Annotated in this window: 21 protein-coding genes and 1 other RNA gene; 10 read left to right on the top strand and 12 right to left on the bottom strand. The window is 62.0% G+C overall.

The window, feature by feature from the left end; translation table 11 throughout:
* Positions 1 to 6 precede the first annotated feature (6 nt).
* From X750_RS160515 to ffs, 9 genes are all read right to left on the bottom strand, one after another.
* Entirely contained in the window at positions 7 to 927 is a 921-nt protein-coding gene (locus X750_RS160515) for an ABC transporter permease (RefSeq protein WP_023669525.1), read from the bottom strand.
* Positions 924 to 1991 carry an ABC transporter permease gene (locus X750_RS160520; protein ID WP_023669524.1) on the bottom strand — a complete coding sequence of 356 codons (1068 nt, stop codon included), beginning with the start codon at positions 1989 to 1991 and terminating at the stop codon, positions 924 to 926. Before X750_RS160520 ends, X750_RS160515 begins: the two co-directional genes overlap by 4 nt.
* A 19-nt stretch (positions 1992 to 2010) precedes the next feature.
* Positions 2011 to 3654: an ABC transporter substrate-binding protein gene (locus tag X750_RS160525; RefSeq protein WP_023703497.1), complete on the bottom strand. Its 1644-nt coding sequence runs from the start codon at positions 3652 to 3654 to the stop codon at positions 2011 to 2013.
* Positions 3655 to 3917: 263 nt separating this feature from the next.
* A complete protein-coding gene (locus X750_RS160530) occupies positions 3918 to 5195 on the bottom strand; it encodes a lytic murein transglycosylase (protein ID WP_023703498.1) in 1278 nt (425 codons plus the stop codon).
* Between the two features lie 175 nt (positions 5196 to 5370).
* Positions 5371 to 5976: a recombination mediator RecR gene (gene recR / locus X750_RS160535; RefSeq protein WP_023688760.1), complete on the bottom strand. Its 606-nt coding sequence runs from the start codon at positions 5974 to 5976 to the stop codon at positions 5371 to 5373.
* A 96-nt stretch (positions 5977 to 6072) separates the two neighbouring features.
* Complete coding sequence (locus X750_RS160540; RefSeq protein ID WP_023703499.1) at positions 6073 to 7041, bottom strand: cell wall hydrolase; 969 nt, start codon at positions 7039 to 7041, stop codon at positions 6073 to 6075.
* A 219-nt stretch (positions 7042 to 7260) separates the two neighbouring features.
* Positions 7261 to 7584 (bottom strand): YbaB/EbfC family nucleoid-associated protein, encoded by a 324-nt coding sequence (locus X750_RS160545; RefSeq protein ID WP_023669519.1) that lies wholly within the window; start codon positions 7582 to 7584, stop codon positions 7261 to 7263.
* Positions 7585 to 7615: 31 nt separating this feature from the next.
* On the bottom strand, positions 7616 to 9427 hold the full coding sequence (locus X750_RS160550) for a DNA polymerase III subunit gamma/tau (RefSeq protein ID WP_023703500.1): 1812 nt from the start codon (positions 9425 to 9427) through the stop codon (positions 7616 to 7618).
* Between the two features lie 204 nt (positions 9428 to 9631).
* Positions 9632 to 9728: signal recognition particle sRNA small type (gene ffs, locus X750_RS1000000164020), an RNA gene on the bottom strand.
* A 157-nt stretch (positions 9729 to 9885) separates the two neighbouring features.
* On the opposite strand from ffs, the gene X750_RS160555 reads away from it, so the two are divergent.
* From X750_RS160555 to X750_RS160565, 3 genes are all read left to right on the top strand, one after another.
* Positions 9886 to 10305, top strand: coding sequence for an HIT family protein (locus X750_RS160555; RefSeq protein WP_023682032.1), 420 nt, complete (start codon positions 9886 to 9888; stop codon positions 10303 to 10305).
* A gap of 35 nt (positions 10306 to 10340) precedes the next feature.
* The gene (gene nudC, locus X750_RS160560) at positions 10341 to 11282 is read left to right on the top strand and encodes an NAD(+) diphosphatase (RefSeq protein WP_023715298.1); all 942 of its coding nucleotides are present in this window, start codon (positions 10341 to 10343) and stop codon (positions 11280 to 11282) included.
* Positions 11283 to 11356: 74 nt separating this feature from the next.
* Positions 11357 to 11662, top strand: a complete 306-nt coding sequence (locus tag X750_RS160565; RefSeq protein WP_023669515.1) for a Dabb family protein — start codon at positions 11357 to 11359, stop codon at positions 11660 to 11662.
* A 7-nt stretch (positions 11663 to 11669) separates the two neighbouring features.
* On the opposite strand, the gene X750_RS160570 is transcribed toward X750_RS160565, so the two are convergent.
* Both X750_RS160570 and X750_RS160575 read right to left on the bottom strand, forming a co-directional pair.
* Entirely contained in the window at positions 11670 to 12533 is an 864-nt protein-coding gene (locus X750_RS160570) for a prephenate dehydratase (protein WP_023692604.1), read from the bottom strand.
* A 23-nt stretch (positions 12534 to 12556) separates the two neighbouring features.
* The gene (locus X750_RS160575) at positions 12557 to 13282 is read right to left on the bottom strand and encodes a 3-deoxy-manno-octulosonate cytidylyltransferase (RefSeq protein WP_023669513.1); all 726 of its coding nucleotides are present in this window, start codon (positions 13280 to 13282) and stop codon (positions 12557 to 12559) included.
* A gap of 193 nt (positions 13283 to 13475) precedes the next feature.
* Between X750_RS160575 and X750_RS160580 the strand changes: the two genes are divergently transcribed.
* The 7 genes from X750_RS160580 (at position 13476) to X750_RS160610 (ending at position 23035) form a co-directional block, all read left to right on the top strand.
* Complete coding sequence (locus tag X750_RS160580; protein ID WP_023738166.1) at positions 13476 to 14141, top strand: cytochrome c family protein; 666 nt, start codon at positions 13476 to 13478, stop codon at positions 14139 to 14141.
* 151 nt (positions 14142 to 14292) lie between these two features.
* Positions 14293 to 16170 carry an extracellular solute-binding protein gene (locus X750_RS160585; RefSeq protein ID WP_023745252.1) on the top strand — a complete coding sequence of 626 codons (1878 nt, stop codon included), beginning with the start codon at positions 14293 to 14295 and terminating at the stop codon, positions 16168 to 16170.
* A complete protein-coding gene (locus X750_RS160590; protein WP_023682036.1) occupies positions 16170 to 18038 on the top strand; it encodes an extracellular solute-binding protein in 1869 nt (622 codons plus the stop codon). Before X750_RS160585 ends, X750_RS160590 begins: the two co-directional genes overlap by 1 nt.
* Positions 18039 to 18212: 174 nt before the next feature.
* A complete protein-coding gene (locus tag X750_RS160595; protein ID WP_023669509.1) occupies positions 18213 to 19310 on the top strand; it encodes a microcin C ABC transporter permease YejB in 1098 nt (365 codons plus the stop codon).
* Positions 19310 to 20449, top strand: coding sequence for an ABC transporter permease (locus X750_RS160600; RefSeq protein ID WP_023746676.1), 1140 nt, complete (start codon positions 19310 to 19312; stop codon positions 20447 to 20449). Before X750_RS160595 ends, X750_RS160600 begins: the two co-directional genes overlap by 1 nt.
* Positions 20446 to 22074, top strand: coding sequence for an ABC transporter ATP-binding protein (locus tag X750_RS160605; RefSeq protein ID WP_023746675.1), 1629 nt, complete (start codon positions 20446 to 20448; stop codon positions 22072 to 22074). The genes X750_RS160600 and X750_RS160605 overlap by 4 nt, the downstream gene beginning before the upstream one ends.
* A 19-nt stretch (positions 22075 to 22093) precedes the next feature.
* Complete coding sequence (locus tag X750_RS160610) at positions 22094 to 23035, top strand: glyoxylate/hydroxypyruvate reductase A (RefSeq protein ID WP_023732463.1); 942 nt, start codon at positions 22094 to 22096, stop codon at positions 23033 to 23035.
* Positions 23036 to 23047: 12 nt separating this feature from the next.
* Here the strand turns inward: X750_RS160610 and X750_RS160615 are convergent, their stop codons facing one another.
* Entirely contained in the window at positions 23048 to 23407 is a 360-nt protein-coding gene (locus X750_RS160615) for a hypothetical protein (RefSeq protein ID WP_023669505.1), read from the bottom strand.
* Positions 23408 to 23475 lie beyond the last annotated feature (68 nt).

The following is a 23475-nucleotide window of genomic DNA, read 5'->3' as shown; positions in this document are numbered from 1 at the left end:
CACCACTCATTGGTCGCCACTCCGGGGATCGAGCGCATCGCGCAGGCCGTCGCCCAGCAGGTTGAAGCCGAGACTGACGATCAGGATGGCGAAGCCGGGCGCGCCGGCCACCCACCATTGGTCGAGCACGAAGCGACGGCCGGACGCGATCATGGTGCCCCATTCCGGCAGCGGCGGCTGCGCGCCGAGGCCAAGGAAACCGAGGCCGGCGGCGGTGAGGATGATGCCGGCCATATCGAGCGTCACCCGGATGATCAGCGAAGAGATGCAGAGCGGCATGATGTGGCGCAGCACGATGCGGAACGGCGAGGCGCCCATCAATTGCACCGCCTTGATGTAATCGGAATTGCGCACGGTCATCGTCTCGGCCCGCGCAATTCGCGCGTAAGGCGGCCACGAGGTGATGGCGATGGCCAACACCGCGTTTTCGATCCCGGGGCCAAGGGCGGCGACAAAGGCCAGTGCCAGGATCAGCTTGGGGAAGGCGAGGAAGATGTCGGTAATGCGCATCAGAATGGCATCGGTCCAGCCGCCGGCATAGCCGGCGACGGTGCCGACCAAAAGGCCGATGGGGGCTGCGATGACAGCGACAAGAATGACGACATAGAGGGTCCAGCGTGAGCCAAAAAGAATGCGCGAATAGATATCGCGGCCGAGATCGTCGGTGCCGAACCAATGCGCCGCACTCGGCGCCAAAAGCCGGGCATTCTTGAGATCGCCGATGGTCGGCAAATAGGGCGCCAGCACATCGGCAAAGGCTGCGACCAGCAGCAGCGCGATGATGATGAGCAGGCCGAGAAACGCCAGCCGGTTGGCGGAAAAGCGCCGCCAAGCGACGTAGGCGCGGCCGAGCCGTGCCTGCATGCGCGAGGCCGGCCGATCGCTGAGCAGCCAATCGCGGCGCGTTTGGATTGCTTCGGCGCTCATCCTGTCTTCGTCCTCGGATCGAGCACCTTGTAGAGAACATCGGACAGGAGATTGATGCCGATGAACACCGAACCGATGACGATGGTGCCGCCGAGCACGGCGTTCATGTCGGCGTTCTGCAGCGAATTGGTGATGTAGAGGCCGATGCCGGGCCAGGAGAACACCGTCTCGGTCAGCACCGAACCTTCGAGCAGCCCGGCATAGGACAGCGCGATCACCGTGACCATCGGCACCGCGGCGTTGCGCAGCGCATGGCCCCAGATGATTCGCGTTTCAGACAGGCCCTTGGCGCGCGCGGCGACGATGTATTCCTGCGACAGCTCGTTCAGCATGAAGGAGCGCGTCATCCGGCTGATATAGGCGAGCGAGAAATAGCCCAGCAGCCCTGCCGGCAGGATGATGTGGCGGTAAGCGTCGTAGAAGACATCCCACTGGCCCTGCAGCGCGGCGTCGAGCAGGTAGAAGCCGGTGATCGGTGTGAATGTGTACTCGTAGACGATGTCGAGGCGGCCGGGAAAAGCCACCCATTGGAGCTTGGCGTAGAACAGGACAAGCCCCAAAAGCCCGATCCAGAAGATAGGCACGGAATAGCCGATCAGGCCGACAATGCGAACGATCTGGTCGATGAGACTGCCGCGTTTTACCGCTGCCAGCACGCCGAGCGGCACGCCGATCAACGAGCCTATCAAAGTGCCCAAAGTCGCCAGTTCGATCGTTGCCGGAAAGGCACGGCGGATGTCGGTCATCACAGGATTGGTGGTCAGCACAGAGGTGCCGAAATCACCGTTCAGCGCATGCTTGAGATAGATATAGAATTGCTCGATCAACGGCAGGTCGAGCCCCATCTCGCGGCGGGTGCGCTCGACGACATTGGCCGGTGCGCGGTCGCCGAGCACCGCCAGCACCGGATCGATCGGGATGACGCGGCCGATGAAAAAGGTCACCGCGAGCAGGCCGAGATAGGTGGTGACGGCGATGACCAGGAAGCGGCCGATCGCCAACAAGATAGCGACGGCGCGGGCGCTTCCCTGCCCCGCCGTCGCCTGGTTTTCAATCGCGCTCATCAGGGCGCGTCCGCCGGCGCTATTCCTTGGAGACCGGGCCGACGAAGTTGGTGTCGAAGCTCGGACCGAGCGCAAAGCCTTTCAGGTTTTTGCGCAGGCCTGCCACTTCCAATTGCTGGTGGATGATGACGAAGGGGCTGGTGTCGAGGATCGTCTTTTCAAGGCTCTTGTACATATCGGCGCGCTTGCCGGCATCCTTCTCCAGCAAGGCTGCTTCGGTCTGCTTTGTCAGGTCCGGGATGTCCCAGGCATTGCGCCAGGCCAGCGTCTTGGTCTTGCCTTCATCCGAATTGTCCGGGTTTGAGGCAAAGGTCTGGGCGTTGGAGTTCGGATCGAAATAGTCCTGGCCCCACTGGCCGATATAGATGTCATGATTGCGGGCGCGGTATTTGGTCAGCGTCTGCTTGCCGTCGCCCGGGATAATTTCCAGCTTGATGCCGGCCTGGCCAAGCGTCTGCTGGATCGATTCCGCCATGCCCGTTGTTGGCTGTCCCGTGCGTACGTCCATGGTTACGCTGAAGCCGTCGGCCAGGCCGGCCTTGGTCAGCAGTTCCTTGGCCTTGGCGACGTCGAACTTGAACGGATTTTCGTCCAGTTCGCCCAGCACGCCCTTGGGCAGGAAGGTCTGGTGGATCTCGCCAATGCCCTTGAGGATGGTCGTGCTCAGCGCATCGTAGTCGACCAGATATTTGAACGCCTGGCGAACCTCGGGCTTGGCGAGGTTCGGATTCTTCTGGTTGAGACTGATGTAAAAGACCGTGCCCTTCGGCGCGCTGGTCGTGGTGAGATCGGCATTCTTGGCGATGGCGTCGAGATCGTTCGGCTCGAGGTTGCGGGCAACGTCGATGTCGCCTGCTTCGAGCGCCAGGCGCTGCGCCGAGCTCTCCTTCATGTTGCGGTAGATGACGCGCGCGAGCTTGGCCTTCTCGCCATTGTAATTGTCGTTGCGCTCGAGCACGACGACCTCATTGGCCCGCCATTCGCGCAGCTTGTAGGCGCCGGAGCCGGCATAACCGGTCTTCAGGAAGGCGTTGCCGAAATCGTTGTCCCATTTGTAGTCGGCACTCGGCGTCACCGCGGCGACATGTTCCTTCACCAGCTTTGCGTCGACGACCGAAGCGACCGTTGCCGACAGGCAGTTTAACACGAAGCTCGGCGCATAGGCCTTGTCGACGGTGAACTGGAAGGTGGTATCGTCGACGGCCTTGGCCTTGTCGGCAACATTGTCGCCGCTGATGCCGAACTGGTTGATGATGAATGCCGGCGGCTTATCCAGCTTGATGGCGCGCTCGAAGGAATAGGCGACATCGGCGGCCGTCAGTGGATTGCCCGAAGCGAACTTTAGGCCGGGCTTGAGCTTGAACGTATAGACCAGGCCGTCGTCGGAGACGGTCCAGCTCTCGGCAAGGTCGCCCTTGACCTTGGAGGTGTCGCTGAGGTCGAGGCGGACCAGCAGATCATAGGTGTTGCCGGTGACTTCGGCGGTCGACAGTTCGAACGCCTCGCCCGGATCCATGGAGATGATGTCGTCGATGGCAAAACCTTCGACCAGCGTGTCGGCGGGGGTCACGGCAAAGGCCGGCGCGACGCCAATGAGCAGAGCGGACATGGCAGCACCTGCGAGCCAGGCGCGCGAACGTAGAGCAAACTTTTCCATCATCATGATGATTGTTCCCTGTTTTGTTGATTGTTGACCCCGAGTTCCCGGCTCAGGGCTGCAGTAATCTTTTTCGCGGCCGGAGGACGACCGTTAGACCCCATACCGTGTTGATTTTTTTCCAGTTGGTCAACACCCTATCCGGCAGCCCTCCAACCGGCAACGGGCATTTTTGCGAGCCGGCATACTGGACCGGAATATGCTGTGCGCGTCGAAGCATGGGCGAGCCAATTGCAGCCGCCGATGGGGAAAATCTGCTCTTTTCGGTGTTACTTGATGGCAGCGACCAGATCGGCGTCGAGGAAGCAGGTGGCGGGGCGGCCGTTCTTTTCCTGCCAGCTGCCGATCGAGCGGCGGGTCTTAAAGCCGGGCAGGCCGTCGGCGCTGCCGACATCGTAGCCCTTGGCCTCCAGCGCCCGTTGCAGCGCGGCGATGTCGGAACGATGCAGGCGGCCAACCGCACCCCAGCTGCCGACGAAATCAGCATCGCCATGGGCAATGCGGTCAGCGCCATGGCCGATGAACAGGGCGTACAGGTCGCTGGTGTTGTACTGTTTCAGCACGTAGAAATTGGGCGTGGCGATAAAGGCGGGGCCGCTGCGTCCGGCCGGCATCAAAAGGAATCCTTCCGCTTTCAGTTCGCCGGCCGGAAAGGCTTTGCCGCCGACGCGGCTGATTCCCATCGCCACCCAGGCTGAGATCTTCTTGCCCTGGTCGGGACCTTCGAGCGAGCAGGAAACGCTTTCCGGAACCGTCACCTCGAAACCCCAGACACGCCCCTTCACCCAGCCATAGCGGACGAGATAGTTGGCGATCGAGGCCAGCACGTCCGGCGTCGAATTCCAGATGTCCGGGTGCCCATCACCGTCGTAGTCGACGGCGTGCTTCAGGAACGAGGTCGGCATGAATTGCGGCTGGCCGAGCGCGCCGGCCCAGGACGATTTCATGGCGCCGACCGGCGCCAACCCACGCTCGACGATCTCGAGCGCCGCCAGTACCTCGGTGCGGAAGAAGTCCTTCTTGGTCGACATGAACGCCTTGGTGCCGAGAACCTCGAAGGCGTCGTAGGGCATTTTCGCCGCGCCGAAGCCGGTCTCGCGGCCCCAGATCGCCAACAGTATCTCGCCCGGGACACCGTAGCGCTTTTCGATCGCAGCCAGCGTCCTGGCGTTGGCCGCCTCGCGCGTGCGCCCGCCTGATGTGACGGCGCGCACCGTCTTTTCGGCGAAATAGGCGCCGGGCGAACCGAACTCGGCCTGATGCTGTTTTTGCGGAGTTTTGGGTTTCTCGCCGGGCAGGACGAGGTCGGGCAATTTGAGGTTCGGCTTCACGCCGTCGAAAGCGGCGTCGAAAGTGGATTTGGAGATGCCTTTGGTCTGGGCTTCCGGCCAGAGATCGGTTTGCAGCCAGGCGCGGAACTGGTCGTCGATTTTGGCGGCGGAGGCGGGGGCTACAAAAAGCAGGGCAACAAGGGATGCGAGGAGCGCAACGAGCGCCAATCCGAAAGATCCGCGTTCTGTCGCGCCCCCCTCTGTCCTGCCGGACATCTCCCCCTCAAGGGGGGAGATTGGCTGTCGCTTCGGTTTTCGCCAACCACCAGCGTTGAAAGAAGAATGCCGCCCGAGAAGCTGCTGATCTCCCCCCTTGAGGGGGAGATGTCCGGCAGGACAGAGGGGGGCCCGAAGGAATGCTGTCATCTCCGGAGCATCCCCGCCAATTGCGTCAAAACGCCGTCCGCGATCGCAACGCGGCTGCCAGCGTACCCTCATCCAGATAATCAAGCTCGCCGCCAACCGGCACGCCATGGGCAAGTCGTGTCACCTTGACCTCGAAGCCCGACAACTGGTCGGTGAGATAGTGCGCCGTCGTCTGGCCCTCGACGGTGGCATTGACGGCAAGGATCACCTCCTTCACCTCACCGCCGGCAACGCGGTCGACCAGCGAGCGCACGTTGAGCTGTTCGGGACCGATGCCGTCGAGCGGCGACAGCGTGCCGCCGAGCACGTGGTAGCGCACATTCATGGCCGCCGCCCGCTCCAGCGCCCAGAGATCGGAGACATCCTCGACGACGATCAGCGTCGAGGCATCGCGGCGCGGATCGGTGCAGATCATGCAAGGGTCGGAGGTATCGACATTGCCGCAGGTCGTGCAGATGCGCACCTTGTCGGCGGCTTCAGCCATGGCGGCGGCGAGCGGTGACAAAAGCTGCTCCTTCTTCTTGATCAGGTGCAGTGCCGCACGCCTGGCCGAACGAGGCCCTAGCCCCGGCACCTTGGCCAGGAGCTGGATCAGGCGTTCGATCTCGGGACCGGCGATTCGCTTTGACATCGCACTGATCTAGGATTTTTCCGCGCGCTTTGAAACATGCGCATACGCACCGAGCCCGCCATGCTGCCATGGCGGGCTCGGAAAATGTTCTGGGCGTCAGTAGGCTGAGAGCGGCCGGGTTTGATCGACGATCATTGCGCCGATATCGTCGGTGTTCTCAGGCGTCGACTGGAAGCCCATCGACGCTTCCTGCGTCGCCGATGGCACCAAGGTGACGTAGCGGGCGTTCAGCGTGCCGCCGAAACGCGAGGCATCGGGCTCGGCCATCGGCTCCTGCATCGCCACCTCCGTCTGCTTGGCGGCGACGCGGGCGCTCTTAGCGGGCGCCGCGGAAGCCGTCACATAGGTCTGCTCGGCCGGGGCACGTGTCGCCTTGGCTGCGCGAACCGCCGCGGCCTGCTTGGCAGGATCTGGACGGACAATGGTCTTCACCACCGGCTCGGCGTAGGCAACCTGCACCGGCGCTTCAGGCACAGGAGCGCGCGGCTGCGCCGAGGCAACCATGGTCGTGGATTCATCCGGCAGCGGCTGCCAGTTGCGGCCGCGCTTCTCGTAGAAGGCGTTGCCGCCGGCAACCATGGTGTAATGCATGTTCTTGTAGGGGAACCTCAGGCCGGCGGTGTGGAAGTACATCGTGTTCTTCAGCTTGGCCTTGCGCTCGCCCTTGAGCACCGCATCGGCGGCCTCCTCGACATCGGGCATCGCTTTCGAATTCATCGCCCGCGTCATCACGCCGGGCGCGAACTGGCCCGGTTCGCCAACCACCTGGCAAATGGTGCTGCCATGATTGCCGGAGCGCAGCCGGTTCATCACCACCGTGCCGACGGCGATCATGCCGTCACGGCTCGAGCGGTTGGACTCGAAGAACATCGCCCGCTCCAGGCATTCCTTCTCCTTCGGCGTGTTGCGGTAGGCGCGCGTCGAAAGGAAGCTGGGCGTGATGGCGTCGGTCAGGCTGGCGACCGACAGGCCGTGCGAAGACGTGGTCTGGCTGCAACCGGCCAGGAACATAGGGGAGAAGATGATGCCGAGCAGAAGCGGCGTCTTCCATCGCGTCGCGATCAACAAAAAATGCCTCATTGTCCAGATGCCAGCCCGCCCCAAGATGTGGCAAGAATGAGACTCTTAAAGGCAAAAAGATGGCTAAAGGATTAGCTTTCGTGCAGCATAGGTAAAACTTTATAAATGCCCGGATATGTCCGCGTGAGCAAAGCCGGAGAAAGTCTTAACAACAGCCCCCGCAGCCGATTTCCCTTCATAATCAATTAACTGGTTGGAGCCGGCTCAGAACGGCAATTTCATTCCGGGCGGGATCGGCAAGCCTGCCGTCAGCGCCTTGGTCTTCTCCTGCATAATCTGCTCGACCTTATTTTTGGCGTCATTGTGAGCGGCCAGCAGCAGGTCTTCGAGAATCTCGACCTCGTCCTCCTTGAACAGCGACGGATCGATCTTCAGCGACTTCATTTCGAACTTGCCGGTCAGCGTGACATTGACCAGCCCGCCGCCCGCCTGCCCGCTTGCTTCAATCGTCGCGATCTCGTCCTGCATGGCCTGGAACTTGGCCTGCATTTCCTTCGCCTTGCCCATCAGGCCGAGAAGATCTTTCATGGTCGGGTCCTTTGCGGATTCGTGGCTATGGTCAGGTTTCGTCGTCGTCGGACGGCGGCTCGACCGGCGCTTCGGCCTTGTCGGTGTCGACTTCCGGCGCGTCGGGAATGCGCACGTCGATGATCTTGGCGCCGGGAAAGCGCGCGAGGATGGCGGCCACCGCCGGATCGCTTTTCGCGTCGGAGAAAGCGGTCTCGCGCCTGGTCGATTCCATCTCGGCCAGCGTTTGGCCGCCCTCTTCCTTCGACAATGACACCAGCCAGTTGCGGCCGGTCCAGGCCCGCAGCTTCGTCGTCAAGTCGTTGAGCAGCATCTTGGGCGCATCGGCGGTCAGGCCGACGTCGATACGGCCGGGCTCGATGCGCACCAGGCGAATACAGCTCTTGACCAGCACCTTGAAGGCGATGTCACGCTGCGCGTCGGCAAGAGCGACAATATCGGCCAGCGATTTCAGCGGCGGCGATTGCGGCTCGACGACCGGCTGCGGAGGCGCGACAAAGGCGACCGGGGGCGCGTCGACCAATCGCATGGTTTGCGCACCGGCTGGCCCGGACGGCATCCGGGTCTGCGCTACCGCGCTGGCGCCGCCGCCATTGCCGGCATTTACCGGCGCACCATTCGGGCGTGAAACACCACCGGACGCCGGAGCGCCGCTCTCTAGAGATTTCAGCGCCTCGTCCAGCGTCGGCAGGTCGGCGGCATGCGCCAGCCGGATCAGCACCATCTCGCCGGCGCTGACCGGTCGGTTGGATGACTGCACCTCGGGAATGCCTTTCAAGAGCATCTGCCAGGTTCGCGACAGAACCTTGACCGACAGCGTGCTGGCGAAGTCGGCGCCGCGGCGGCGCTCATCCTCGGACAGGGAAGCGTCGTCGGCAGCCGTCGGCACGAAGCGCAGCCGGGTGACGAGGTGGTTGAATTCGGCCAGATCGGTCAGCACGGCAGTCGGATCGGCGCCGGTGTCGTACTGGTTGCGGAATTCGGCAAGGGCGGCCGCCACATCGCCCTTCATGACATGTTCGAACAGGTCGACGATGCGGGCGCGGTCGGCGAGACCCAGCATGGCGCGCACCGCTTCGGCGCTGACGGCGCCGCCGCCATGGGCGATCGCCTGGTCGAGGATGGAGAGCGAATCGCGGGCCGAGCCTTCGGCGGCGCGCGCGATCATCGCCAGCGCGTCGTCGTCGACCGATATGCCTTCCTTGCCGGCAATCGAGGAGAGGTGCGCGACCAGTGCGCCGGCATCGATGCGTCTCAGGTCGAAACGCTGGCAGCGCGACAGCACGGTGATCGGCACTTTGCGGATTTCGGTGGTGGCAAAGATGAATTTGACGTGCGGCGGCGGCTCTTCCAGCGTCTTCAACAGGCCGTTGAAGGCCTGGGTGGAGAGCATGTGCACTTCGTCGATGATGTAGACTTTGTAGCGCGCCGACACCGGGGCATAGCGCACGCGCTCGATAATGTCCCTGATGTCGTCGATGCCGGTATGCGACGCGGCGTCCATCTCGATGACGTCGACATGGCGGCCTTCCATGATCGCCTGGCAGTGCTCGCCCAGGAAGGCGAGGTCGACCGAGGGATGGTCGACCGTCGGCGTCTTGTAGTTGAGCGCCCGTGCCAGGATGCGCGCCGTCGTGGTCTTACCGACGCCGCGCACGCCGGTCAGCATCCAGGCCTGGGCGATGCGGCCTGTGGAGAAAGCGTTGGTCAAAGTGCGGACCATCGGCTCCTGGCCGATCAGTTCGGAGAAATTCGACGGACGATATTTGCGCGCCAGCACGCGATAGGCGACGGCCTTTTGCTTCTCCAGGTTTTCGGGGTCCGAATTTCCGGCTTCGCTCATTCGCCCGTAAAGCTCCAAAAGGCCGCGTCTCAGCGTAGCCGATTCCTGCTAGATCGTTTCACCGTTTTCTGAAACGGCAAACCGCTCTACCCTTTGCTTTAACGCAATTCCGGACGGGAAACCGCTCACACTTTCCCTGGAATTGCTCCAATAGTCTCGCCCGCGCTGCAATGCGTCGTCAATGTCGCGAGAGGGGCCGATGAGGTGGGAGGCTGGAACAATGACCCGTTCCGGGCTCGTTAGGGCTGCTTCCTTCCGGACCTGACCCGGTTGGCGAGTGGATCGTCCACCACCAACCTCCCGCGTTCCATATCGGCAATTCAGCGATCAAATGCAAGGGTGCATTGAGAATCGGATGCCCGTGAACTCCGCCGCTCAATGAATCGCTTGCAGCCCCCGTGCAGCCGCTCTAGCGTCATGAGTTTGGGAATAATGCGAGAAGCGCAAGGGAAACGCCAATGCTACCGGGCCTCAAGGCCGGATTCACGCTCGACTCCAGGCTGGAGGCGGATAGCGAGCAGCTGATGTGGCTCGGCCTGTGCGAGCTCAGGGTGATGAACGATAGCCGCTGGCCATGGCTGGTCCTGGTGCCGCAGCGGCCGGGGGCCGAAGAAATCCACGACATGACGCCGCTCGACCAGGCGATGTTGACCTTCGAAACCAACATGGTGGCGCAGGCGCTGAAAAGAACCACGGGCTGCACCAAGATCAACACCGGCGCGCTCGGCAACATCGTTCGGCAATTGCATGTCCACGTCATCGCCCGCTCGGAAGGCGATCCGGGCTGGCCGGGGCCGGTGTGGGGGCACGGCATGCGCGAGCCCTATGAGCGTTCAGGCATCCGCCAGTTTGCGCAACAGATCAAGGCGGCGCTATAAGCCGCCTGTGTCCATTCCTAGACGTTCGAGCTTCCATGACCTTTCGCCTTTTTGACGCGCCCTTGCGCGAACCGAGCCAGTTCGTCGGCTTCGCCGGAAACACGATTGATCGGCAATCCGAGAACCGCGCCGACGATTCCGTCGAAAGGGCGTTAGCCGATCCCTCGGCACGTCTTCTGCCGATGCATGGCGGACGGCTGTATCTGAAATTGCACGATGGCAGCTTCGACCCTTGGTTCGATCTGGCTGAGAGCCAGAAGCTGCAGCCATCACTCGCACAAGGCGTGCTGCTTGGCTTTGCCGAGAGCGGCCCGGTACTTGCCGTGCCGGTCGGCCTCGATCCCGAACAGCTACCGGAGACCATGAAGGCGATCGATTATCGCTCGGTCTATATTCAGGGGCTGATCGACGAGGCGGCAGCGGGCGCGCTGGCGCAAGGCGCCGCCCTGCTTGCTTGGCATGCCACCCATCGCTTCTGCAGCAAATGCGGCCATGAATCGCAAATGCGGGCCGGCGGCTACAAGCGCCATTGCCCAAATTGCGGCACCGAGCACTTTCCACGCACCGATCCGGTGGCGATTATGCTGACGGCGACGCGGGAAAAATGCCTGCTCGGCCGCGGCCGACATTTCGGGCCCGGCATGTACTCGGCGCTTGCCGGCTTCATCGAGCCGGGCGAGACGATCGAGGCGGCGGTGCGCCGCGAAACGCTGGAGGAAGCCGGCATCCGGCTCGGCCGCGTCGTCTACCATGCCAGCCAACCCTGGCCGTTCCCCTATTCGCTGATGATCGGCTGTTTCGGCGAACCGCTCAATGACGACATCCAGGCCGATCTCAACGAGTTGGAAGATTGCCGCTGGTTTTTTCGCGACGAGGTGCGTTCCATGCTGGAGAGGACGCACAAGGACAATCTGGTCACGCCGCCGAAAGGCGCGATCGCGCATCATCTGATCCGCGCCTGGGTCGACAGCGAATAAGAGTTGTTATTTTACGCAATTCCGGACGGAAAACCGCTTCACACTTTTCCTGGAATGCTTAACGGGAGCAAAAAATGATCCGTCACACCGTGGTTTTCACCCTGAAGCACCCGCAGTACTCGCTGGAGGAAAAGCGGTTCCTCTCCGATGCCAAGCGCATTCTCAGCGCAATCAAGGGCGTCACCCATTTCGAGCCGCTGCGGCAAGTCAGCCCGAAGAACGACTATCACTTCGGCTTCTCGATGGAGTTCGTCGATCAGGCCGCCTACACCAGATACAATGAGCACCCGGACCACGTCGCCTTCGTGCGTGACCGCTGGATCCCGGAAGTCGAAACCTTCATGGAAATCGACTATGTGCCGCTGACCCTGCTGGTTTAGGGGAACCTTAGTCCGCGACCTTCCACTGCTCGCGCGACTCACTGGCGGGATAGACGCCCAGAATGCGCACTTCGCGCGAGAAGAAGCGCAGTTCGTCCAGCGCCAGCTTGACCAGCGGATCGTCGGGATGGCCCTCGATATCGGCGTAGAACAGCGTCGCGGTGAAGGCGCCCAACTGATAGCTCTCCAGCTTCGTCATGTTGACGCCGTTCGTGGCGAAACCGCCCATTGCCTTGTAGAGCGCAGCCGGCACGTTGCGGACACGGAACATGAAGGTCGTCATCATCTTGGTGTCGGCCGAGGGCCGTTCGGCCAATCGCTTGTCCTTGGTCAGGACGACGAAGCGGGTGACATTCGAGTCCGTGTCCTCGACATTTTTCTCGATGATGTCGAGGCCATAGAGTTCTGCGGCGAGCGCAGGCGCCAGCGAGGCCATGGTGCGGTCCTTGAGCTCGGAAACCAGCTTCGCCGAACCCGCCGTGTCGCCGGCAATCACCGGCTTCCAGCCATTCTTGCGGATGTATTTGCGGCACTGTCCCAGCGCATGGATATGGCTGTGCACGGTCTTGATCTCTTCGCGTTTGACGCCGGGCAGCACCATCAGTTGGAAATGGATCGGCAGGAAATATTCGCCGACGATGTGGAGTTTCGATTCCGGCAAGAGATGATGGATGTCGGCGACGCGGCCGGCGATGGTGTTTTCGATCGGGATCATGGCGAGGTCGGCCTTGTTGGTCTCGACCGCGTTGAAGGCATCCTCGAAGGTGGGGCACGGCAACGGCTCCATCGAAGGGAACATGTTGCGGCTGGCGGTGTCGGAATTGGCGCCCGGTTCGCCCTGGAAGGATATTCTGTTGGTCTTGTCAGGCATGCCGATATCTCAGGTTGAAGGTCTCAGGAAAGAATTTGTCGGGCGCGTTCGAGGTCTTCCGGCGTGTCGACGCCGAGCGGCAGCGATTGCACGATCTCGGCATCGATGCGCATACCGGCCTCCACCGCCCGCAACTGCTCCAGCCGCTCGCGCCGTTCGAGCGGCGACGGTTTTAGCGCGACGAAGCGTTCGAGGGCTGAGCGCCGATAGGCGTAGAGGCCGACATGGTGATAGAGCGGCCCCTCGCCCCAGGGCGCGGTGGCGCGGGTGAAATAGAGCGCCTTCAGCCGCGTCGCCGACAACGGCGAACCGACGATCTTGACGACGTTGGGGTTGGCCTTTTCCTCGTCGCGGACGATCTCGACGCCGAGCGTGGCGATGTCGACCGCAGCGTCCTCGAACGGTTTCAGCGCCGCACCGATGATCTTGGGATCGATGGTCGGCAGGTCGCCCTGCACATTGACGATGGTTTCGACCTTGCGATCGGGGTCGAGGGCGGTCAGCGCCTCGAAGATACGGTCGGAACCGGATTCGTGGTCGGTGCGCGTCATCACCGCCTCGAAACCGTGCGCGCGCACCGCTTCGGCCACGTTGCGCGTGTCGGTTGCCACCACCACCCGGCCAAGCCCAGCCTCAGCGGCGCGGCGGGCGACATGGACGATCATCGGCGCGCCGGCTATGTCGGCCAGCGGCTTGCCCGGCAGGCGCGTCGAGGCCATGCGGGCCGGGATCAGGATGAGCGTGGACATCGAGGTTGCAAGGCGTTCGAAAGAGGATGGGGAAAGTGGCAAAAGGTCTCACTGGAAGCGCCCTTATAGGTGTTGCAACGCCCAAGCAAAAGACCTAGTTTCCGCCCGATTTGACCGGCTCGACGGGGTGGGTCACGATACCGACGGACGGAGTGGACGGAGAGGTCCGCCGGAAAAGGGAGCCCTGGGGCGTATGGATTCCAACGAAGTCAACAAACTGCTCGCCGGGTTGCTTGGAACCTGTTTCGTCGTCTTCTCGGTCGGTTTGGTGTCCGACGCCCTGTTTGCCTCGCCGGCGCCGGAAAAACCCGGCTTTGCCATCGAGGCGACGGAGCCTGCCGAAGGCGGCGCCGCCGGACCCGCGGCAGAGGCCAAGCCGATCGCCGACCTTTTGGCCACCGCCAATGTCGAGCAAGGTGCGGCCGTCTTTAAGAAATGCCAGGCCTGCCATTCCGGCGAGAAAGGCGGCCCCAACAAGGTCGGCCCGGATCTCTGGGACATCGTCGACCGCCCCGTCGCCGAGCATGAGGGCTTTGCCTATTCGGCCGGCATGAAGGAGTTTTCCAAGGGCGGCGCCGAGAAGTGGACCTATGACAACCTCAACCACTTCATCACCTCGCCGAAGAAATTCGTGAAGGGCACTGCGATGGGCTTTGCCGGCCTGCCGAAGGACGAGGATCGCGCCAACGTCATCGCCTATCTGCGCACGCTGTCGGATAGTCCGAAGCCGCTGCCGACGCCAGGTGCCGCCGCCGATGCAACGGCGCCGGCCAAGCCTTCCGAGGGTGCCGCTCCGGCCAAGCCGGCTGAAGGTGGAGCTCCCGCCCCTGTGGCGCCGGCACCGGCGCCCGCCAAATAACCGAATTGTCATCTCCATGATCTCAAAAAAGCCGGGTTCAGCCCGGCTTTTTGTTAGGAAAATCGCATATGCGGCGACAAAGCCGCCGCATGGCGGTTTTCACCGGCGTCAAATCATTTAGGATTGCCGGGCATCGCGAAGAGGAGAACGCATGACGGTTGGCCGAACGCTTCTGAGGTCCTTTCTGGTTGTGGGCGCCCTCGCAGGCGGCCTGCAGGCAGCCTTCCCCCAGGAATGGCACACCACCTCTTCGCTGATCGGCCCCTCCAAATATGGCGAGAACTTCCAGCGCTACGATTATGTGAATCCGGATGCACCGAAGGGCGGTACCTACAATTCGGTCGTTTCCGGCACGTTCGACAGCTTCAATCCCTATATCGTTCAGGGATCGCCGGCGGCCGGCCTGCAGCCATTTGGCGGCGGCCTGCTCTACGACACGCTGATGGATCAGGCGACTGACGAAGGCAGCGTCAGCCACCCGCTCATCGCCGATGCCTACAAGTACCCTACCGACTATTCCTCGGCCACCTACCGGCTCGACCCACGGGCGAAATGGCATGACGGACAGCCGATCACCACTGACGACGTGATCTGGTCGTTCCAGGTGCTGAAGGCCAACAGCCCGATGTACAGCCGCTATTTCGAAAACGTCACCGACGCCGTCGCTGTCTCGGACCGTGAGGTCGAGTTCCACTTCGACCAGAAGGGCAATCGCGAACTGCCCAAGATCCTCGGCGACCTTGTCGTGCTGCCCAAGCATTGGTGGGAAGGCACCGACGCCAATGGCAAGAAGCGCGACATCACCAAGGGGACGCTGGAGCCGCCGCTGGGCTCGGCTGCCTACAAGATCGCCAGCTTCAAGGCGGGGTCGGAAATCGTCTGGCAGCGCGTCCCCGACTATTGGGGCGCCAAGCTGGCTGTGAAAATCGGTCGGGAGAATTTCGACACGCAGCACTTTACCTACATTCTTGACGACAACGCCTCCTGGGAGGCGTTCAAGAAAGGTGGCCTCGACGATATCAAGCCGGAAAACAGCTCGAAGCGCTGGGCGACATTTTATGATTTCGCGGCGATCAAGGCCGGCGATGTGATCAAGCAGGAGTTCAAGACCACCTCGCCCGAGCCGATGCAGGCTTTCATGCTCAACCAGAGACATAGGTTGTTTGCCGATCGTCTGGTGAGGGCCGCGCTCACCTACCCGTTCGATTTCGAATCGATGAACCGCACGCTGTTCTTCGGTTTCAACACTCGCACCCACAGCTATTTCCAGGGCACGGACCTAGCCTCCAGCGGCTTGCCGCAAGGCAAGGAATTGGAGATCCTGGAGAAGTACCGCGACAAGCTGCCGCCGGAAGTATTCACCCAGGAATTCAAGTTGCCGGTCTACGATTCGCCGCAGGCGGAGCGCAAATATCTGAAGCAGGCGGTCGACCTGTTCGCCCAGGCCGGCTGGGTGATCAAGGGCGGCAAGATGGTCAACGCCAAGACCGGCGAGCCATTCAAGTTTGAAATCCTAGGCTCGAATGAAACCGACCAGGTCATTTCCAGCCCCTGGATCGCCAATCTGCGCAAGATCGGCGTCGATGCGACACTGCGCATCGTCGACCCGAGCCAGTACACCAACCGCGTCAGAAACTTCGATTACGACGTCATCACAGGACAGCTCCAACAGTCGGAATCGCCCGGCAACGAGCAGCGCGATTTCTGGAGCTCCAAGGCCGCCGACACACCGGCATCGCGCAATTATTCCGGCATCAAGAACCCGGTCGTTGACGCCCTTGTCGACCGCATCATTTTTGCCACGGATCGCGATGACCTCGTCGCCACCACCCATGCGCTCGATCGCGTGCTGCTGTGGAATTACTATGTGGTGCCGCAATACTATCGCGCCGTTGTGTGGCTGGCTTACTGGAACAAGTTCGGCATCCCGGAAAAGCAGCCCGGCTACCGTGGCGCCGATATCGATTCCTGGTGGATCGATGCGGACAAGGAAAAGGCCCTGGCCGCCAAGTACAAGGGCAGCAATTGATGGCGGGGCTCCCTCGCCGCGATTTCCTGGCCCTCAGTGGCGCCGCGGCCGTTGCTGCGCTGCTGCCGGGCAAGGCTTTCGCCGCCAGCCCAACCGGCGTGAAACTGCATGGACTGTCGGCTTTCGGCGACCTCAAATACAAGCCGGACTTCACTCATTTCGACTATGTCAATGTCGATGCGCCGCAAGGTGGCGTCTTCAACTTCCTGCCGCGCAACTGGCTTGCCAACCAGACGCCGCTGACCTTCAACACGCTGAATTCGTTCGTTCCCAAAGGCGATTCGCCCCAGCGCACGGAGATGTGCTTCGATTCACTGATGGTGAGAGCGTACGACGAACCTGACGCCGTTTACGGGCTGATCGCTGACAGCGTGACGATTTCCGACGACCGCAACGACTTCACCTTCTCGCTGCGCCCGCAGGCCCGCTTCCATGACAGCACGCCATTGACGGCAGAGGATGCCGCCTTCACCTTCAAGCTGCTCAAGGACAAGGGGCACCCGTACTATTCCCTGCCGCTAACGCATCTGGATGACGCGATTGCCGTGGATGCCCACACGCTGCAGCTTAGGTTTTCCGGCAAGCAGACAAGCCGCACCATCCTCAACGTCGTCGAGTTCCCGGTCCTGTCGAAGGCGTTCTACACGGCCAACCCGTTCGATTCCTCGCAGATGAACCCGCCGTTGGGGTCAGCCGCCTACAAGGTCGGTCGCTGGTCGGCAGGGGCCTGGATCGAATATGAGCGTGTGGCTGATTATTGGGGCAACGACCTGCCGGTCAATCGCGGCCAGAACAATTTTCAGCGGATCCGCGTTGAGTTCTATCAGGACCGTAGCGTTGCCTTCGAAGCGTTCAAGAAGGGAGAAATCCTCTACAGGGAGGAATTCACCTCGCGCGTCTGGGCGACCGGCTACGACTTCCCAGCCTTCACTGCCGGCAAGGTGGTGAAGCACGAATTCCCGGCCGAAACGGTGCCTTCGATGCAGGGCACCGCCGTCAACCAGCGGCGCGAGCAGTTTCGCGACTCGCGCGTGCGGCAGGCGATCGGGCTCTGCTTCGACTTCGAATGGACGCGGCGCAATTTCTTCTACGGTTCCTATGAGCGCTCGCAATCCTGCTTCGAGAAATCCGAATTTCGCGCCGAGGGCAGACCGTCGCCACAAGAATTGGCTCTTCTTGAGCCGCTGCGTGAGCAGATTCCCGCCGAGGCTTTTGGCGAAGCCGTGATCCAGGACGCGTCGAACGGCTCCGGCCGCGACCGGCAGTTGCTTGGCAAGGCGGCCAAGCTTCTGGCCGAGGCCGGCTGGAAACGGTCCGGCAATTTCGTCGTGAACGACAAGGGTGGTCGGTTGTCCGCAGAGTTTCTTGTCGACGACGAAGTCTTCGAACAGGTCTACTCGCCCTGGGTCGAAAACATGAAGGCGGTCGGCATCGATGCCTCGATCCGGCTGGTGGATGCCGCGCAATATCAGCTGCGGCAGAATTCGTTCGACTACGACCTCGTCTCGGTCGCGGCCTCGTTTCCGGCGACGCCAACCCGTGACGACCTCGAAACCATTTTCCATTCGCGAGCAGCTACCGTATCGGGCTCTCGCAATCTGCCGGGAACGTCGAGCCCGGCCATCGACGCCCTGGTTGACGCCGCAGGTGCCGCCGAGGGTCGCGAAAGCCTGACAATTGCCATGCGCGCGCTCGACCGGGTCTTGCGTGCACGGAGGGATTGGATTCCAAGTTGGTTCCTGGCGAATCATCGAAGCGCCTATTGGGACATGTTCGGTTTTCCCGAGCGGAAACCCGATTTCGACTTCCCGGTCGAAGCGCTGTGGTGGGTCGACAAGGGCAAGGCGGCAAAAATTGGCAAAGGGTAGGCTGTTGCGCGGCACTTTACCCTCCCCCTCGTGGGGAGGGTCGGTGAGCACTTCGTGCGCAGCGCGAATGGCGAACCGGGGTGGGGGTGTGACGGCGTACGCCGGATCGAGACTACCCCCACCCCGCTCCGCTTCGCGGATCGACCCTCCCCACAAGGGGGAGGGTGAAAGCTGATGGGCGCCTACATACTGCGCCGTATCCTGCTGATGATACCGACCCTGTTCGGCATCATGGCGGTTGCTTTCGTCGTCACTCAATTCGCACCGGGTGGACCGGTCGAGCAGGTCATCGCCAGCCTGACCAACCAGGGCGGCAGCGACCGCCTCGGCAGCGGCGGCGGCGATGCAGGAGGCGGCGGCAATTTCGATGTGGCCGGTGACGTCGGCTCGAAGTATCGCGGCGCGCAAGGGCTCGATCCGGAATTCATCAAGAAGCTGGAAAAGCAATTCGGCTTCGACAAACCACCGCTCGAACGCTTCGGCATGATGCTGTGGAACTATGCCCGCTTCGATTTCGGCGACAGCTATTTCCGTGACATCTCGGTTCTTGACCTGATCCTGGAGAAGATGCCGGTGTCGATCTCGCTTGGGCTGTGGATCACGCTGTTGTCCTATCTGATCTCGATCCCCCTTGGCATCCGCAAAGCGGTCAAGGACGGCTCCGCCTTCGACGTCTGGACCAGCGGCGTGATCATCGTCGGCTATGCCATACCGGCCTTCCTGTTCGGCATATTGCTGATGGTGCTGTTCGCGGGCGGCTCCTTCTGGGACTGGTTCCCACTGCGCGGCATCGTCTCCGACAATTGGGACCAATTGTCGTGGCCCGACAAGATCGTCGATTATTTCTGGCACATGACCTTGCCGCTGACGGCGCTGGTGCTGTCGGCCTTCGCGACGACGACGCTGCTGACCAAGAACTCCTTCCTGGAAGAGATACGCAAACAGTATGTGGTGACGGCCCGTGCCAAGGGCCTGTCGGAGCGGCGGGTGCTTTACGGACATGTGTTCCGCAACGCAATGCTGATCGTCATTGCCGGGTTTCCAGCGGCCTTCATCTCGGCCTTCTTCACCGGCTCGCTTTTGATCGAGAACATCTTTTCCCTCGACGGTCTCGGGCTGCTCGGTTTCAGGTCCGTGTTGGCGCGCGACTATCCGGTCGTGTTCGCCAACCTCTATATATTTTCGCTGCTTGGTTTGTTCGTGACGCTGTTGTCCGACCTGATCTACACATGGGTCGATCCGCGCATCGATTTCGAGCGGAGAGACGTCTGATGACGCAGGCTGCAGCCGAGATCACACCGACAAGGATCGCCCGCCCCTGGCTGTCGCCGCTTAACAAGCGGCGCTGGCAGAACTTCAAGGCCAACCGGCGCGGCTACTGGTCGTTGTGGATATTCCTCGCTCTGTTCGTGCTGTCGCTGTTTGCCGAACTGATCGCCAACGACAGGCCGATCGTCGCCTACTACAAAGGCGAGATCCTGTTCCCGGTGGCGGTCGCCTACCCCGAGGAAAAATTCGGCGGCTTCTACGCCGTCACCGACTATCGCGACCCGGTCATCCGCGACGAGATCAACGCCAATGGCTGGATGATCTGGCCGCCAATCCGCTATTCCTACCGCACCGTCAACAATGCGATCCCCGACGCCGCTCCCGCAAAACCGTCATGGGAATACGACGCGCAGAGGCGATGCAGCCAATATCCGCAAGGCGATGCCGATCCTGACTGCATTGTCGGCAACTGGAACTGGCTGGGTACCGATGACCAGGCGCGCGACGTGCTGGCGCGCATCATCTACGGGTTTAGGATTTCCGTGCTGTTCGGGTTGATCCTGACTGCGGGTTCGTCGGTTATCGGCGTCGCCGCCGGCGCGCTGCAAGGGTATTTCGGCGGCTGGACCGACCTTCTGTTTCAGCGCTTCATCGAAATCTGGTCGGCGATACCGCTGCTCTATCTCTTGCTGATCGTTGCCGCCATCCTGCCCCCGGGCTTCTTCATCCTGCTCGGGCTGATGCTGCTGTTCTCCTGGACGTCGCTGGTCAGCGTGGTGCGAGCCGAATTCCTGCGCGCTCGCAACTTCGAATATGTCAACGCTGCCCGCGCCCTTGGCGTGTCCAACCGCACCATCATGCTGCGCCATCTTCTGCCCAACGCCATGGTCGCGACGCTGACCTTTATGCCTTTCCTGGTCAGCGCCTCGATCTCGACGCTGACCTCGCTCGACTATCTCGGTTTCGGCCTGCCGCCAGGCACCGCTTCGCTTGGCGAACTGCTTAAACAGGCGCAGAGCAATCTCAACGCTCCCTGGCTTGGTATATCCGGCTTCGTCGTCATCTCGCTGATGCTGTCGCTGTTGGTGTTCATCGGTGAAGCAACGCGCGATGCTTTCGACCCGCGCAAGGCGTTCCGATGAGCGAACTCCTGCTCTCCGTCCGCGATCTCAGCGTTGCCTTCACCCAAGGCGGCAACGAGTCGACCGCCGTCGACCACATCTCCTTCGATCTCGCCAAGGGCGAGACGGTGGCGCTTGTGGGCGAATCCGGTTCCGGCAAATCGGTCTCGGCACTGTCGGTGCTGAAGCTGCTGCCCTACCCGACGGCCAGCCATCCCTCGGGCAAGATCCTGTTCCAGGGCGCCGACCTTTTGGCGATGAACGAAAAGCAGTTGCGCAGCGTGCGCGGCAACAAGATCACCATGATCTTCCAGGAGCCGATGACCTCGCTCAATCCGCTGCACACGATCGAGCAGCAGATCGTCGAGATCCTGGCGCTGCATCAGGGCATGGGCGACCGCCAGGCCAAGGCGCGCACGCTGGCGCTGCTCAACGAGGTCGGCATTCGCGAACCGGAAAAGCGGCTCGACGCCTATCCGCACCAATTGTCCGGCGGCCAGCGGCAGCGCGTCATGATCGCCATGGCGCTGGCCAACGAACCGGAACTGCTGATCGCCGACGAACCGACGACGGCGCTCGACGTCACCGTGCAGGCGCAGATCCTCGAATTGCTGGCGGAGTTGAAGAGCCGTAAGGGCATGTCGATGCTGTTCATCACCCATGATCTCGGCATTGTCAGAAAGATCGCCGACCGCGTCTGCGTGATGACCAAAGGCAAGATCGTCGAGACCGGGCCGACCAGGGACATCTTCGCCAACCCGCAGCACGCCTATACCAAGCACCTGCTCGCCGCCGAGCCGAAGGGCAAGCCGCCGGCCGCCAACGACGCCGCCAAACCGGTTATGACCGGCAAGGACATCAAGGTTTGGTTCCCGATCAAAAAGGGTTTCTTTCGCACCACCGTCGACAATGTGAAGGCAGTTGACGGCATCGACGTCACCGTACGCGCCGGCCAGACGCTAGGCGTCGTCGGCGAATCCGGCTCCGGCAAGACGACGCTCGGGCTGGCGCTGGCGCGGATGATCTCATCGAACGGCACCATCCAGTTCAATGGCAGCGACATCGACCAGCTTTCCTTCAACGCCATGCGGCCGCTGCGCCGCGAGTTGCAGATCGTTTTCCAAGACCCGTTCGGCTCGCTCAGCCCGCGCATGTCGGTCTCGGAAATCATCGAGGAAGGCTTGAAGATCCATGAGCCGAAGCTGTCGCCCGACCAACGCGACGACAAGGTCGTCGCCGTGCTGAAGGAGGTCGGGCTCGATCCGGCGACCAGGAACCGCTATCCGCATGAATTCTCCGGCGGCCAGCGCCAGCGCGTCGCCATTGCGCGCGCCATGGTGCTCAATCCGCGCTTCGTCATGCTGGACGAACCGACCTCGGCGCTCGACATGAGCGTGCAGGCGCAAGTGGTCGACCTCTTGCGCAATCTGCAGGCCAGGCACGACCTTGCCTATCTGTTCATCAGCCACGATCTGAAAGTCATTCGCGCCCTTGCCAATGACGTCATCGTGATGCGCAATGGCAAGATTGTCGAAGCTGGCCCGTCCGAACAGATTTTTGAGCGGCCGCAGACCGACTATACCAAGGCGCTGATCTCGGCCGCGTTCAAGATCGAGACGGCGCCGGTCGGTATCGTTAGCGAATAACAGGGAATACAATCCGCAAATGGAAAAAGGCAAAATCCTGCTTGCCGTCACCGGCTTTCATCCGCAGCGCTGGCGCGAGCTGCTGTCGGCCGAGCGCGAAGTGGTGCTGGAGCCGGACGGCGCCTCGGACCCGTCGATCACCTATGCGGTGGTGTGGAAGCAGAAGCCGAACCTCTTGAAATGGCTGCCGAATCTACGCGCAATCTTCTCGATCGGGGCCGGCGTCGACCATATCTTCGCCGATCCCGGCCTGCCCGATGTGCCGATCGTCAAAGTGGTCGCTGACAACCTGACGCAGTACATGACCGAATATGTCGTCTGGCGCGTGCTCGACCATCACCGCCAGGGCATGCTCTATCGTGCGCAGCAGCCGAAGAAGACCTGGCACGAACCGCCGCAGCGGCCGGCCGGTGACATCTCGGTCGGCATTATGGGGCTCGGCAATCTCGGCCGCGCCGCGGCGTCGGTGCTGTTGTCGCTCGGCTTTGCCGTAAATGGCTGGTCGCGCAGCGACAAGGCCATGAAAGGCGTTGCGACCTATGCCGGAGAGGCCGGGCTGATCCCCTTCCTCAACGCCACCGACATACTGGTGGTGCTGTTGCCGCTGACGCCGGACACGCACGGCATCATCAATTACGGCGTGCTGAAGGAATTGCGCAAGCGAAACGGCCTCGGCGGCTCGGTGCTGATCAATGCCGGGCGCGGCCGGCTGCAGAAGGACGCCGACATCTTGCGAGCGCTGGACGACGGCACGCTGAAGGAGGCGAGCCTCGACGTGTTCGAGGTCGAGCCGCTGCCGAAGACCAGTCCGCTTTGGAGTCACCCGAAAGTGTTCGTGACGCCGCACGCGGCGGCGACCTCCGACCCTGTCCACCTGGCGCCGAGCATGTTGCGGCAGATGGATGCCTTCGAGCGCGGCGAAAAGCTCGATAACGTGGTCGACCGCAAGGCGGGGTACTGAGGAAGTTCAGGTTCAGCTCGGCAGGGTGAACTTCTTCTGCTTGTTGGGCTTGCCGCAGTCGCGGCGGACGATCGAGCGGTTCATGGCGTCGATCTTGCCACTTGCCAGATCAGTATCGCGCTTGCTTTTGGAGCGCATATCCGGCGTGAACGGGCCGAAGCCCATCGCTGGATTGGAGAAGCTCGGCTTGGCGTCCGTCGATAGATGGTATTGCTGCGCCAGTTCGTTGCGCTGCGCCAGCAACTGGTCGCAAGGCACGTTGTCATATTGCAGCGACGATTGCACGTCCTGGTCCTGCCGCTCCGACATCGAACTGCCCATGCAGCCGGTCATTGCCAGGCAAGACACCAAGACCATCATGTTCCAGCGCATGTGTTCCTCCTCAATGCCTGCCGAGGGCTTTTCCCGGCTTGTATCCTACCTGATGCCGCGCCAGCCGC

Origin of the sequence: Mesorhizobium sp. LNJC391B00, from assembly GCF_000502535.1 — a bacterium.
Taxonomy (GTDB): Bacteria; Pseudomonadota; Alphaproteobacteria; order Rhizobiales; family Rhizobiaceae; genus Mesorhizobium.
Note: the sequence above shows the minus strand (reverse complement) of the source record. Positions and strands in the feature narration are given on the sequence as shown.